Raw genomic sequence first — 13,146 nt, 5'->3', positions numbered from 1 at the left:
TGTGACGGTAGTCACCCTGTACAGGATGCGCTGTCGCGGCAGGCTCTACCTATACACACTGACCAGCATTTTCGCGAAGTGTTGCGCACCTTGAGCCATAGGGGGACGCTGCGAAGTATGACTGAGACGACAGAGATGATGCAGCAGGGAGACGCACGGCACGCCGACCCGTTCCCTGTGAAGGGGATGGACGCGGTCGTCTTCGCCGTCGGAAACGCCAAGCAGGCCGCGCACTACTACGCCACCGCCTTCGGTATGAAGCTCGTCGCCTACTCCGGCCCGGAGAACGGCAGCCGGGAGACGGCCAGTTACGTCCTCGTCTCCGGCAGCGCCCGCTTCGTGTTCACCTCCGTCATCAAACCGGTGAGCGCCTGGGGCCGCTTCCTGGCCGAGCATGTCGCCGAGCACGGCGACGGCGTGATCGACCTGGCGGTCGAGGTGCCGGATGCGCGCGCCGCGTACGCGTACGCCGTCGAGCACGGCGCCTCCGGGATCGAGGAGCCGCATGAGCTCAAGGACGAGCACGGCACGGTGGTCGTGGCCTCGATCCGCACCTACGGCGACACCCGTCACACCCTCGTCGAGCGCACCGGCTACGACGGCCCGTACCTCCCCGGCTACGAGGAGGCCGAGCCGATCGTCGAACCGGTGGCGCGCAGGAACTTCCAGGCGATCGACCACTGCGTCGGCAATGTGGAGCTCGGCCGGATGGACCGGTGGGTCCGCTTCTACAACGACGTCATGGGCTTCACCAATATGAAGGAGTTCGTGGGCGACGACATCGCCACCGAGTACTCCGCGCTGATGTCGAAGGTCGTGGCGGACGGCACCCGCAAGGTGAAGTTCCCGCTCAACGAGCCCGCGGTCGGTAAGAAGAAGTCCCAGATCGACGAGTACCTGGAGTTCTACGGCGGCCCCGGCGTCCAGCACATCGCGCTCGCCACCAACGACATCGTCGCCACGGTGCGGGCGATGCGCGCGGCCGGGGTGCGGTTCCTGGACACCCCGGACTCGTACTACGAAACCCTGGGAGAGTGGGTCGGCGACACCCGCGTCCCGCTGGAGACCCTCCGTGAGCTGAAGATCCTCGCCGACCGGGACGAGGACGGCTATCTGCTCCAGATCTTCACCAAGCCGGTCCAGGACCGGCCGACCGTCTTCTTCGAGCTGATCGAGCGGCATGGCTCGATGGGCTTCGGCAAGGGCAACTTCAAGGCGCTGTTCGAGGCGATCGAGCGCGAACAGGCCAAGCGCGGCAACCTCTGACCGCCACGCGACCGCCGCGTGGGCAGGCGGGCCACGGCCCGCCCGTCTGCCCGCGTCGGCTCGGCGGCCTGACGGCGTCGGCGCGGCCCCGCCCGTATCGGCACGGCAGCCCGCCCCGTATCGGCACGGCCCCGCCCGTCCCCTCCCTCAATTCCGGTCAAATCCCGTCGACTCCCGTGCACCTGCGCCGCTGATGCCAGAAAAAGCGAACACCTGAATGGGAGCGCTTCCCCAAGGTCTACACTCACGGCGATCTGTTCACTCCAACACGGCGTGTTCACACGGGAGTTGTTGAGTATCAATGCACACGGAAAAGTACACTGCGGGGCGTTTGACCAGGCGTAGGTTCACCCTCGGTGGGGGAGTCGCCGCCGCCGGCGCGCTCGGCGCCTTCGCCGCCCGCGCCGGGGCCGCCACCGTGGCGGGGGGCCGGTTCGAGCTGTCGGTGCCCTCCACCCAGCTGATCCGCGAGAAGACCCCGCACAACTCCACCGTGGTGCAGTCCTTCGCGTTCGACGACATCAACGGGCATCTCTACACCGTCCAGCTGATGGAGGGCGGTATCCAGCTCAGCGGGGAGTCCGCCCCCGTCTCCGGCGCCGACCGCGCCGCCCACGGCGATCTGTGCGTCACCAAGCTCTCCCTCGCCGGTGCGAAGCTGGGCTCGATGTACCTCAAGGGATTCGGGCACGGTGTCGCCATGGGCTGTGAGCCGGTCGGCTCCACCGCCTATCTGTGGACCGAGACGGACGCCAACCCCGACTCCGGCTATGGGCGCGCGATCAGCCGCTTCAAGTTCGCCGACGGCACCGTGCTGTCGTCCGGTTCGTCCTCGCTGGTCAAGCACCGCCCCGTGGCGGGCTCCACCAGCAACCAGCCCGCCGTCGACATGCTCAACCGCCGGCTGCTGCTGCGCTACCGCCTCGACGGCGAGGCCCGCTACCGGCTGATGAGCCTCTCCGGGGTCAGCGCGGGCGACTACACCGCCGTGTACGACGACATACCCCAGACCGGCGTCGAGGACGGCGAGGTCTTCCAGGGCTTCACGGTCCTCGGCGACTACGCCTACCAGATGACCGGCACCGCCTACACCGACGAGGGCGGCGCCAACCCGCCCTCCGGCCACGGCAACACCTATGTCTCGTGCATCGATCTGCGCACCGGTGAGCTCGTCCAGCGCGCCCGTACCGAGGCCGCCTACTCGCTGGGCTACCGCGAGCCCGAGGGCATGGCCGTCCAGCTGTCCAGCCCCCGCCGGCTGTGCATGGGCTTCGCCTCGGGCGCCGCAGGGGACCGTAAGGTCAGCGTCTACTTCAAGGCGCAGTAGCGCCCACGAAGCCCGCCACCCCACGGCCTTCCCCACGGCCCTCCCGGCGGTTCCCCGAGGTAATCCGTACGCTCCCGCGATCTTCCCCGGGCGCTTCCCGGGTGCGAGTCTGGAGATATGACGGACCTCATCGAGCTGCTGCGGGAGGGCCTCCCCGAGGAGGCGGTGCTGACCGACCCCGATGTGACCGGTGCCTACGCCAACGACATGGCCAGCTTCTGCGAGGCGGGCGCGCCCTCCGTGGTCGTCCTCCCGCGCACGGTCGAGCAGGTGCGGCACGTCTGCCGTACCGCCACCGCGCTGCGCGTCCCGGTCGTGCCCCAGGGCGCGCGCACCGGTCTGTCGGGCGCGGCCAACGCGTCCGACGGCTGCATCGTGCTGTCCCTGGTCAAGATGGACCGCATTCTGGAGATCAACCCGGTGGACCGGATCGCGGTCGTCGAACCGGGCGTGATCAACGCGACCCTGTCCCGCGCGGTCATGGAAAAGGGCCTCTACTATCCGCCGGACCCCTCCAGCTGGGAGCAGTGCACCATCGGGGGCAACATCGGCACCGCGTCCGGCGGGCTGTGCTGTGTGAAGTACGGCGTCACCGCCGAATACGTCCTCGGGCTCGATGTCGTCCTCGCCGACGGCCGGCTGCTGACGACCGGCCGCCGCACCGCCAAGGGAGTCGCGGGCTACGACCTGACCCGGCTCTTCGTCGGCTCCGAGGGCAGCCTCGGCATCGTCGTCCGCGCGGTCCTCGCCCTCAAGCCCGCCCCGCTCGAACAGCTGGTCCTCGCCGCCGAGTTCCCCTCCACCGCGTCCGCCTGCGACGCCATCTGCCGGATCATGGAGCGCGGCCACGCGCCCTCGCTGCTGGAGCTCATGGACCGTACGAGCGTCCGCGCGGTCAACGCGATGGGGAACATGGGCCTGCCGGAGTCCACCGAGGCCCTGCTGATGGCGGCGTTCGACACCCCGGACCCGGCCCCCGACCTCGCCGCCGTCGCCGAGCTGTGCACGGCGGCCGGGGCGACGGAGGTGGTTCCGGCCGAGAGCGCCGCCGAGTCCGACATGCTGCTCCAGGCCCGTCGGATGACGCTTCCGGCGCTGGAGGCGGTCAAGGGCGTCACCATGATCGACGACGTCTGTGTGCCCCGCTCCCGGCTCGCCGAGATGATCGACGGCACGGCCGCCATCGCCGAGCGGTACGACCTGACCATCGGCGTCGTCGCCCACGCCGGGGACGGCAACACCCATCCCACGGTGTGCTTCGACGCGGCCGACCCCGATGAGTCCCGGCGCGCCCGTGAGTCCTTCGACGCCATCATGGCGCTGGGCCTGGAGCTGGGCGGCACCATCACCGGTGAGCACGGCGTCGGCGTCCTCAAACGGGAGTGGCTGGCGCGTGAACTGGGGCCGGTGGGGGTGGAGTTGCAGCGCGGTATCAAGCAGGTCTTCGATCCGCTGGGCCTGCTCAACCCCGGCAAGCTGTTCTGAGGCCGTCCGGACCCGGGGGTGGTCCGGACGGCCTCGGCCTGATCACGCCGCCGGTGAGGCGGCGTCGATCACGCCTTCAGGGAAGCGATGTCGATCACGAAGCGGTACCGCACATCGCTGCTCACGACGCGGTCGTAGGCTTCGTTGATCTGCTCGCCGTCGATCAGCTCGATCTCCGCGCCGAGCCCGTGCTCGGCACAGAAGTCCAGCATCTCCTGCGTCTGCCGGATACCGCCGATCTTCGAGCCGGCCATCGTCTTACGGGCCCCGATCAGCGAGAACTGGTTGAAGGCGCTGAGGTTCTCCGGCGCGCCCACGTGCACCAGCGTGCCGTCCCGCTTCAGCAGCGAGAGATAGCCGTCCAGCGGGAGGTTGGCCGAGGTGGTGTTGACGATCAGGTCGAAGGTGCCGGCCAGTTCGGTGAAGGTGGCCTCGTCGCCGGTGGCGTAGAAGTGGTCGGCGCCCAGCCGCAGCCCGTCGTCCTTCTTACGGAGCGTCTGGCTCAGCACGGTCACCTCGGCGCCCATCGCATGGGCGATCTTCACGCCCATGTGGCCGAGGCCACCGAGGCCGATGATGGCCACATTCTTGCCGGGCCCGGCGTTCCAGTGGGCCAGCGGGGAGTAGAGGGTGATCCCGGCGCACAGCAGCGGGGCGGCGATGTCCAGCGAAATCCCCTCGGGGATGCGCAGGACGTAGTTCTCGTCCACCACGATGTGGGTGCTGTAGCCGCCATAGGTGGGGGAGCCGTCGTACGCCGTGGCGTTGTACGTCTGCACCTCGCCCTTGAGGCAGAACTGCTCCTCGCCCGCGAGGCAGTTCTCGCACTCGCGGCAGGAGTCGACGAAGCAGCCCACGCCGACCCGGTCGCCCACGGCGTACCTGGTGACACCGGGGCCGACCTCGGCGACCACACCGGCGATCTCATGGCCGGGCACCATCGGGAAGAGGGCGGTGCCCCACTCCTCGCGGGCCTGGTGGATGTCGGAGTGGCAGATACCGGCGTAGGCGATCTCGATCAGTACGTCGTGCTCGCGCAGTGCGCGGCGTTCGATGGTGGTCTTCTCCAGCGGGGCCTTCGGAGCGGGGGCTGCGTAGGCGGTGACGCTGGTGGTCATAGAGATGTCTCCCTGGGAGGAATGCGAAGAACGCGAGGAATGTGCTGGATGAGAGGGCAGGCGGGGGTAGGGGTGGTCGGGCGAATGGTGCTCATCGCGCGAATCGGGAGGTAGGGGTGAAGGGGTGATGGGTGGGATCAGGGGGAAACGTCGGAGGACGGCCCCCGCGAAGGACGCGCATCGGAGCGGGACCCGTCGGAGCGGGACCCGTCGGAGCGGGACCCGTCGGAGCGGGACCCGTCGGAAGGGGCCCCTTCGGAACGGGGCGCGTAAGGATCGGCCGAGGGAGTCGCGGTCCAGCTCGCCAGCAGCCGCAGGGCCGCCTCGGAGGGGGAGCCGGGCTCGACCGTGTAGATGCACAGGGCCTGGTCGGGATCGCCGGGGACGATCACGTTCTCGTAGGCCAGCGTCATGTCCCCGACCACCGGATGGTGGTAGAGCTTGACGCCGTGGGTCTTCTCACGGACGTTGTGGTCCGCCCACCATGTGCGGAACTCCGGGCTCTTGATGGTGAGCTCGCCCACGAGCTCGGTCAGCCGGGGGTCCTCGGGATGGTGCCCGGCCTCCAGCCGGAGGGAGGCCACCATCTCCGCCGCGACCGTCTCCCACTCCGGCCACAGCGAACGGGCCGCCTCGTCGAGGAACATGAAGCGGGCCATGTTCCGCTCGTGGTACGGGAGCGCCTCGAAGTCGATGATCAGCGCCCTGGCCAGCCGGTTGGAGGCCAGGACATCGCCCCTGCGCCCGAGGACGAAGGCCGGTGAGACCCCGTCCAGCGTGCGCAGCAGCGCATGCACCCCGGGCCGCACCCGCTGGGCGCGGGGCGGCCGGCGGCGCACTGTGCGCCGGGGGCGCGGCCGGGTCAGCTCGAAGAGGTACGCGCGTTCGGTGTCGTTCAGCTGGAGCGCACGGGCCACGGCGTCCAGCACCGCCTCCGACACATTGAGATGGCGGCCCTGCTCCAGACGCGTGTAGTAGTCCGTGCTCACCCCGGCCAGCTGCGCCAGCTCCTCCCGGCGCAGCCCCGGGACCCGGCGGGGGCTGTCGTTGCTCACGTGCACGCCCGCGTCCCCGGGGCCCAGACGGGCCCTGCGGCTCCGCAGGAACTCACTGAGCTCGGTATTGCGGTCCATGGGTTCCAGTATTGGCAACGGAAAAGGCACCTGAGCGTGCCAAAGTAGGTCTGCTGAACCTAGGCCGGGCGGGGCCAGGTGGGCCGTGGCCGCTCGTACGGCTTCGTGGGGCTCGCACGGGAGAGTGGTGGCGGGAAGCTGTGGGCTGGAGGCGTTGGACCGGTCTGATAGACCTTGACAGCGCGCTCCGGGTTGCACTGCGGCTCCTGTACGGCAAACTGCTTACCGCCCACCCTCACCGCGAGGCACCGCAAAGGCGCAGCGCAGTACAGCACGGCCGAGCAGATACGGGACATCGGAGATCATGAGCGCCCCTACCTCAGGATCCGCGGACGGCAGCTCCATCCCTGGCTTTTATCCTGATCCGTCCATCCCCGGCTACATCCGGTACTGGAACGGCGCCGCCTGGGTGCCCGGCACCAGCCGTCCCGCCCCGGCCGAGGGCGAGGCCATGCCCGCGCCGCCGCCCGGTGTCACCCATACCCAGGTGATCAGCCCGCCGCCGGACGAGACGGGCCCGATGTTCCTGGACGAGGACCCGGCGCCGTCGGCCGCGGAGGAGACCGGCAGCGCACTGCCCGAGCTGCGCCGGAGCGCCGAGATGGACGTCCGGGGCGCGGGCGGGGCGCCCGAGGCGGCGGCCGGTGGTATCGGGGCCCAGCCGGTGCCGCCCGGCGGCGTCCCGGCGTCCGTGGACTGGAACGACCCGCAGCGGCTGTACGGCACCCGCCCCGAGGCCGGGTCGGCCTGGCAGGCGGACGCCTCCCGGCAGGGCGGGTTCGGCGGGGAGCAGGACCGCCGGATCTCCTGGGGCTCGGAGACGGACGCCCCCGGCGACCCCCGGGCCGGTGGCGGACAGCCCGGTGGCGGGCTGCGGCCCGGGGTGCCCGATCCGCGGAGCGCGGGCCCGGGTGAGGGCGGCGGTCGCGACGACGGCACGCTGACGATGCGCGCGGGCGGGAGCGGACGGACGGCGGACCGCTCGACGCAGGCCCTGCCGCCGGTGCGCCGGGCCCCGGAACTGCCCCCGGCGGACGAGGGGGAGACGCCGCCCGTGGCGGGCGACGGGACGATGACGATCCGCGCGGTGGGGCAGGGCGGCGGAGCGGCGCCCACGACGGGTCAGGGGCAGGGCCAGGGCCGGAACCAGGCGCCCGGCCGCGACGACGGGACGATGGCGATCCGGGCGATCGGCCGCCGCGGCTCGCGCAAGGGCGCCGGAGCGGCACCCCCGGCCCAGCCCCCGCACCAGCCCCACCAGCCTCAGCAGCCTCCCCAGCCGCACCAGGCCCAGCAGCCCCCGCAGCCGCACCAGCCCCCGCAGCCCTTCGGCGGGATCCCCGCCCAGGGCGGTGGCGGCCCGGTCTGGCCGCAGCAGGGGCCCCAGCACCAGTTCGCCCAGCAGCCCGGCCCGCCGCAGGGCGCGCCCGAAGGCGTCATCCCCTGGAAGCCGCCCGTCGACAACCCCTTCCTGCGGGCCGCCCAGGCCGAGGGACGGCCCGCCCCGCTCGGCCGCCGCCTCGCCGCCCGGCTGGTCGACACGGCCGTGCTGCTCGGCATCGTCGGCGCCGTCGCGTTCCCGCTGTGGGGCAAGGCCAGCGACCACATCGACGAGAAGGTCGAGACGGCCAAGCAGAGCGGCGAGACCGTCACGGTCTACTTCCTGGACGGCACGACCAGCGGCTACCTGGCCATCGTCCTCGGTCTGCTGCTCGTCCTCGGCGTCGTCCTGGAGGCGCTGCCGACCGCCAAGTGGGGCCGCACCCTGGGCAAGCGGCTGTGCGGGGTGCGGGTGCTGGACATCGAGGGGCACGACAAGCCGTCGTTCGGTGCCGCGCTGCGCCGCTGGCTGCTCTACTCGGTGCTGGGGGTGCTCGTCATCGGCGTGCTGAACGTGCTGTGGTGCCTGTTCGACCGCCCCTGGCGGCAGTGCTGGCACGACAAGGCGGCCCGTACCTTCGTCGCGTCCGCCACCTGAGCCGCCCCTTCCGCCCCGGCCGCCCCTTCTGCCCCGGCGGCCCTTCCCCGGACCGAACATCCGCCTCGGCTGAGGCGGATGGACGATCCCGGTCGCCCGAACGGGGCGCGCCGGATGCGACAGCCCCGGCTCCGGGGTCGACTCGGGCCATGAGCACCGACCAGCCGCCCCCCGGGCCCGATGAGCCCCGGGACGGGGACAGCCGCGACCCGTTCGCGAAATATCCGCGGGCGAACGGCTCCCCGTACGAGGACCACACCGCCGGAGCCGAGCCGTACCGCGGGATGCCGCCGCTCGCGCACCTCGGCCGCCGTCTGATCGCCCGGATCATCGACGCGCTGCTCATCGGCATCCCGGTCGGGCTGGTGGTGACCGCGATCGCGGGCGGCTACGACCCGATCGACGGCAGCGCCCGTTCGACCACCGTCACGCTGGTCTATGTCCTGGTCTACTTCCTCTACGAGGGGCTGATGCTGACCCGGGACGGCCAGACCGTCGGCAAGAAGGCGATGAAGATCCGGGTGGCCATGCTGGAGAACGGTCAGCCCCCGGTCGGTCAGGCGGGCTGGGTGCGGGCCGCGGTGTACGCCCTGCCGGAGATCGTGCCCTGCTGCGGCTTCTTCTTCTGGCTGATCAATGTGTTGTGGTGCACCTGGGACCGGCCCTACCGGCAGTGTCTGCACGACAAGGCGGCCAAGACCCTCGTGGTCTCGGCCGTTCCCTGAGCCCCTGAGCACCCCCTCGGCCCCCGGCGAAGCCACCCTGAGCTTCCGGTCCACCGGGGGCGCTGATGTAATCGGGGCATGGCCCCCGATCCGCTGCCCTCGCCCCCACAGATGTTCCCCCCAGGGATGCCCCCGCTGGCCACCCCTGGTCAGCGCTTCGCCGCCCGGCTCGTCGACATCGTCATCCTCGGCGCGATCTGGACGGTGGCGCTCATATCGACCGGCGCGCTCCAGTACACGATGGACCACCCGGGCGAGCAGCACATGGGGAAGGTCACCGCCGCACTGGTGATCACCATGGCGCTCTACTTCGTCTACGAGGGCGTCATGCTGGCCCTCAGCGGACAGACGCTCGGCAAGAAGGCGCTGCGCATCCGGGTGGCGATGCTGTCCGACGGGAATGTGCCGGCCGGTCAGGGCTGGGTCCGCGCGGCGGTCTACGTACTGCCCGGGATGCTGATCCCGCTGCTGATCGGCACGGTGTTCTGGCTGGTGAACTCGGCATCGCTGCTGTGGGACAAGCCGTTCCAGCGCTGTCTGCACGACAAGGCCGCACGGACCGTCGTGGTGTCAGCCGTGCAGTGAGCCGCCGTGCGGTGAGCCGCTGTGCCGCCGACCGTGGTGGTCGCTGTCAGCCGTGGATCGAGTCGGCGTGCGCCCGGGTGCGGGCGCGCTCCGACCCCGTCATGGGGCGGCTGGTGCGGACGGTGCGGCTGGTGCGGCTGGTGCGGGACACCCGAGCCACCGGCACGGTGAGTGCGACGAGGAGCCCGGACGCGAGCCCGACCACGGTGACCACCCCCACGCCGAGCCCCGATCGGGTCTGGGACAGCAGCAGCATGGCGAAGGTCGAGAGAACGACGGTGGCCGAACCATAGACGAGCTGTGCAGGAGTCGGACGCGGCATGACGGGATCCGTCCTCGGGGGCGATATGCAGGGGGCATGAGTCGGGCTGATGTGCACCGTCAGCGCTGACTCTACGGTGGTGAATGCCCTGGGGGAACGGAAGTAAGCGTGACCTCACCCACGACGCCGTTGCACAGGGGGCGCACGGAATCACCGGGTGTTCCAACCGGCGTGCGGGGCGCGCCCGTTGCCGTCCGTTAAACGGAACGCCGGGATCGCAGAACGTACTTGTCTCATCAGTCCAAGTCAAGGTCTGTCTTTTCTCCTGCCACTCCGGTCAAATGTCCGGCACTGGCGTGGAAAGGGGAGGACTGAGCGAGTGAACAGCCAACGGAGGACGGTCAGATCGGCCGCCATAGCCACAGTGGTGGCCGCGCTCGGAGCGGCGGCACTCTCAACCGGAATGGCTCAGGCGGACGCACCGTCTACGCGTGTCGAGCGCCATGACCCGGCGCCCGCGAAGACGGATGTCGAGCACGATCTCGAGGGCCCGTACAGCAAGCGGCAGGAAGCGCAGCGCCAGGAGGCGCTGCGTCAGGTCATCTCCGGCGACACCCGGGCCACCACGCGCGGGGCGTCCAAGGTGGTGAAGCTGGGCAAGGGCAAGTACGTCGAGCTGGCCCGGGAGAAGACCGACAAGATCTTCACCATCCTGGTCGAGTTCGGCGACAAGGTGGACGACACCACCATGTACGACCCGGACGGGGACGGCCCCGAGCCGCCGGTGAAGAAGTACGGCGGCGACCCGGGCCCGGCGCACAACACCATCGCCGAGCCGGACCGCGCCGACGACAACAGCACGGACTGGCAGAAGGACTTCAACCGCGAGCACTTCCAGGACCTCTACTTCTCCTCGGACAAGAAGAAGCAGTCCCTGAAGAAGTACTACGAGAAGCAGTCCTCGGGCCGCTACTCCGTGGACGGCGAGGTCTCCGACTGGGTCAAGGTCGACTGGAACGAGGCCCGCTACGGCTCCAACTACTGCGGCGACACCAACTGCGCCAACGCCTGGGACCTGATCCGCGACGGCGTCAACCAGTGGGCCAAGGACCAGAAGGCGGCCGGCCGCACCGACGCGCAGATCAAGGCGGACCTGTCCCAGTACGACCAGTGGGACCGCTACGACTACGACGGCGACGGCAACTTCAACGAGCCCGACGGCTACATCGACCACTTCCAGATCGTCCACGCCGGTGAGGACGAGTCCGCGGGCGGCGGCGTCCAGGGCGAGAACGCGATCTGGGCGCACCGCTGGTACGCGTACGGCACCGACGCGGGCAGGACCGGCCCGGCCGACAACAAGTCGGGCGGCGCGCAGATCGGCGACACGGGCATCTGGGTCGGCGACTACACCATGCAGCCGGAGAACGGCGGCCTCGGCGTCTTCGCCCATGAGTACGGCCACGACCTGGGCCTGCCGGACGAGTACGACACCACCGGCAAGGGTGAGTCGTCCGTCGCCTACTGGTCGCTGATGTCCTCGGGTTCCTGGCTCGGCACCGGTAAGGACGCCATCGGCGATCTGCCCGGCGACATGGGCGCCTGGGACAAGCTCCAGCTGGGGTGGCTGAACTACGCCACGGCCAAGGCCGGTAAGAAGTCCACCCACACCCTCGGGGTCGCCGAGTACAACACCAAGGACAAGCAGGCGCTGGTCGTCGAGTTGCCCGCCAAGCCCGTCACCACCGAGGTGGTCGCCCCCGCCGAGGGCACCAAGCAGTGGTGGAGCGGGATGGGTGACGACCTGAAGAACACCCTGACCCGGTCCGAGGACCTCACCGGCAAGTCCAAGGCGAGCCTGGACCTCCAGGGCTGGTGGGACATCGAGGACAACTACGACTACCTCTACGCCGAGGTCTCCACGGACGGCGGCGCCAACTGGACGCCCGTCGACGGCACCGCCGATGGCAAGGCCATCCCGCGCGACGCCGGTGACAAGCCCGCGCTGACCGGCACCTCGGGGGCGTACCAGAAGCTCTCCTTCCCGCTGGACGCCTACGCGGGCAAGAAGGTCGACCTGCGCTTCCGCTACCAGACCGACGGCGGTGTGGCGCAGAAGGGCTTCGCGGCCGACGCGATCACCCTGACCGCGGACGGCGCCCCGGTCTTCAGCGACGGCGCCGAGGGCGATGACAACGGCTGGACCGCGAACGGCTTCTCGCGCATCGGCAAGTCCTTCAGCAAGGACTACCCGCAGTACTACATCGCCGAGAACCGGCAGTACGTGTCGTACGACACCACCCTGAAGACCGGTCCGTACAACTTCGGCTGGCCCTCCACCCGGCCCAACTGGGTCGAGCACTTCCCGTACCAGAACGGGCTGCTGATCTGGCAGTGGGACACCTCGCAGCCGGACAACAACGTCGGCGTCCACCCGGGCAGCGGTCAGATCCTGCCGATCGACGCGCACCCCGGCGTCGAGAAGTGGGCGGACGGCACGCTGATGCGCAACCGGATCCAGGCGTACGACTCGCCCTTCAGCCGGCTCCCCTCGGACGGCTTCACACTGCACAAGGACGGCAAGGCCGCCAAGGTGAAGCCGAAGACCGGCATCTCGGTCTTCGACGACCGTAAGGGGACGTACTGGGACGAGAGCAACCCGACCGGCAGTGTGAAGGTTGCTGACACCAACACCCGGATCAAGATCCGCAAGGAGCTCCCGGGCGGCTCGACGATGACCGTCCAGGTGGGACCGTCCGCCTCCTAGATCCACACCAGTCTGCGTCTTCGCAGGTCAGAGCGGTAGCGGCCGTCGCCCCCTAGCGGGCGGCGGCCGTTAGCGTTTAGATGCCCCTACGACCTTCTTGTTGACACGACGTCTCACGGGGGACATGACCCGCAATGGCCGATGGAGGATTCACCAAGCTGCCCGGCGGCAGCGTGGTGGTCGCACTGACGCTGCCGCGCCCGCTGGGCGACGGCGGCGTCCGCGTACTCGTACACGCCGCGAATCGCCAGCGCGCCCTGACCAGGCTGCGCAATCTCGGGCTTCGCGCCGTCTATCTGCGCGGTAACAGCGCGCCGCCGACACCCGACGAGGTGACGGCGGTGCTGCACCATCCCGAGGGGCTGGTCTGGCGCACCGCGCCGGATCACGGAGGGGAGCTCTGGCATCCGATCGCCGCCCTTCTCAGACCGCCGGCCCCGGCCTCGTAGCGCCGGGGCCAGGGCCGGGGTCCAGGGGGAGGCTGGGAGGCGCCCAGAGCG

11 protein-coding genes are annotated in these 13,146 nt (G+C 70.1%); 8 read left to right on the top strand and 3 right to left on the bottom strand.

What is annotated here, in order from left to right:
* Positions 1 to 117 precede the first annotated feature (117 nt).
* From hppD to AB0E24_RS39400, 3 genes are all read left to right on the top strand, one after another.
* Entirely contained in the window at positions 118 to 1,266 is a 1,149-nt protein-coding gene (gene hppD / locus AB0E24_RS39410) for a 4-hydroxyphenylpyruvate dioxygenase (protein ID WP_069863689.1), read from the top strand.
* Positions 1,267 to 1,597: 331 nt separating this feature from the next.
* Positions 1,598 to 2,593, top strand: coding sequence for a phage baseplate protein (locus AB0E24_RS39405; protein ID WP_232564529.1), 996 nt, complete (start codon positions 1,598 to 1,600; stop codon positions 2,591 to 2,593).
* 117 nt (positions 2,594 to 2,710) lie between these two features.
* Complete coding sequence (locus AB0E24_RS39400) at positions 2,711 to 4,078, top strand: FAD-binding oxidoreductase (RefSeq protein ID WP_069863693.1); 1,368 nt, start codon at positions 2,711 to 2,713, stop codon at positions 4,076 to 4,078.
* 68 nt (positions 4,079 to 4,146) lie between these two features.
* Here AB0E24_RS39400 and AB0E24_RS39395 read toward each other — a convergent pair whose 3' ends face one another.
* The gene (locus AB0E24_RS39395; protein WP_100807096.1) at positions 4,147 to 5,196 is read right to left on the bottom strand and encodes an NAD(P)-dependent alcohol dehydrogenase; all 1,050 of its coding nucleotides are present in this window, start codon (positions 5,194 to 5,196) and stop codon (positions 4,147 to 4,149) included.
* 137 nt (positions 5,197 to 5,333) lie between these two features.
* On the bottom strand, positions 5,334 to 6,329 hold the full coding sequence (locus tag AB0E24_RS39390) for a helix-turn-helix transcriptional regulator (protein ID WP_359384412.1): 996 nt from the start codon (positions 6,327 to 6,329) through the stop codon (positions 5,334 to 5,336).
* A 304-nt stretch (positions 6,330 to 6,633) separates the two neighbouring features.
* On the opposite strand from AB0E24_RS39390, the gene AB0E24_RS39385 reads away from it, so the two are divergent.
* From AB0E24_RS39385 to AB0E24_RS39375, 3 genes are all read left to right on the top strand, one after another.
* The gene (locus AB0E24_RS39385; RefSeq protein ID WP_359384410.1) at positions 6,634 to 8,307 is read left to right on the top strand and encodes an RDD family protein; all 1,674 of its coding nucleotides are present in this window, start codon (positions 6,634 to 6,636) and stop codon (positions 8,305 to 8,307) included.
* A gap of 149 nt (positions 8,308 to 8,456) precedes the next feature.
* Entirely contained in the window at positions 8,457 to 9,032 is a 576-nt protein-coding gene (locus tag AB0E24_RS39380; protein ID WP_069863701.1) for an RDD family protein, read from the top strand.
* A 78-nt stretch (positions 9,033 to 9,110) separates the two neighbouring features.
* Positions 9,111 to 9,617: an RDD family protein gene (locus AB0E24_RS39375; RefSeq protein ID WP_069863703.1), complete on the top strand. Its 507-nt coding sequence runs from the start codon at positions 9,111 to 9,113 to the stop codon at positions 9,615 to 9,617.
* 46 nt (positions 9,618 to 9,663) lie between these two features.
* Here the strand turns inward: AB0E24_RS39375 and AB0E24_RS39370 are convergent, their stop codons facing one another.
* A complete protein-coding gene (locus AB0E24_RS39370; RefSeq protein WP_079257832.1) occupies positions 9,664 to 9,939 on the bottom strand; it encodes a hypothetical protein in 276 nt (91 codons plus the stop codon).
* 319 nt (positions 9,940 to 10,258) lie between these two features.
* On the opposite strand from AB0E24_RS39370, the gene AB0E24_RS39365 reads away from it, so the two are divergent.
* Together AB0E24_RS39365 and AB0E24_RS39360 are read left to right on the top strand one after the other, a co-directional pair.
* Positions 10,259 to 12,646 carry an immune inhibitor A domain-containing protein gene (locus AB0E24_RS39365; protein ID WP_359384406.1) on the top strand — a complete coding sequence of 796 codons (2,388 nt, stop codon included), beginning with the start codon at positions 10,259 to 10,261 and terminating at the stop codon, positions 12,644 to 12,646.
* 134 nt (positions 12,647 to 12,780) lie between these two features.
* Positions 12,781 to 13,095 (top strand): hypothetical protein, encoded by a 315-nt coding sequence (locus AB0E24_RS39360; protein WP_069863709.1) that lies wholly within the window; start codon positions 12,781 to 12,783, stop codon positions 13,093 to 13,095.
* Positions 13,096 to 13,146 lie beyond the last annotated feature (51 nt).

The organism is Streptomyces malaysiensis subsp. malaysiensis (genome assembly GCF_040653035.1).
GTDB lineage: Bacteria > Actinomycetota > Actinomycetes > Streptomycetales > Streptomycetaceae > Streptomyces > Streptomyces malaysiensis.
The sequence above is the reverse complement of the archived record's forward strand: the minus strand, read 5'-3'. Positions and strand labels throughout refer to the sequence as shown.

What these genes read in the sequence shown, in the direction of transcription:
- AB0E24_RS39385 (WP_359384410.1), top strand. Translation starts at nt 6,634, where the DNA reads ATGAGCGCCCCTACCTCAGGATCCGCGGACGGCAGCTCCATCCCTGGC.
- AB0E24_RS39370 (WP_079257832.1), bottom strand. Translation starts at nt 9,939, where the DNA reads ATGCCGCGTCCGACTCCTGCACAGCTCGTCTATGGTTCGGCCACCGTC.
- AB0E24_RS39400 (WP_069863693.1), top strand. Translation starts at nt 2,711, where the DNA reads ATGACGGACCTCATCGAGCTGCTGCGGGAGGGCCTCCCCGAGGAGGCG.
- hppD (WP_069863689.1), top strand. Translation starts at nt 118, where the DNA reads ATGACTGAGACGACAGAGATGATGCAGCAGGGAGACGCACGGCACGCC.
- AB0E24_RS39375 (WP_069863703.1), top strand. Translation starts at nt 9,111, where the DNA reads ATGGCCCCCGATCCGCTGCCCTCGCCCCCACAGATGTTCCCCCCAGGG.
- AB0E24_RS39395 (WP_100807096.1), bottom strand. Translation starts at nt 5,196, where the DNA reads ATGACCACCAGCGTCACCGCCTACGCAGCCCCCGCTCCGAAGGCCCCG.
- AB0E24_RS39360 (WP_069863709.1), top strand. Translation starts at nt 12,781, where the DNA reads ATGGCCGATGGAGGATTCACCAAGCTGCCCGGCGGCAGCGTGGTGGTC.
- AB0E24_RS39380 (WP_069863701.1), top strand. Translation starts at nt 8,457, where the DNA reads ATGAGCACCGACCAGCCGCCCCCCGGGCCCGATGAGCCCCGGGACGGG.
- AB0E24_RS39390 (WP_359384412.1), bottom strand. Translation starts at nt 6,329, where the DNA reads ATGGACCGCAATACCGAGCTCAGTGAGTTCCTGCGGAGCCGCAGGGCC.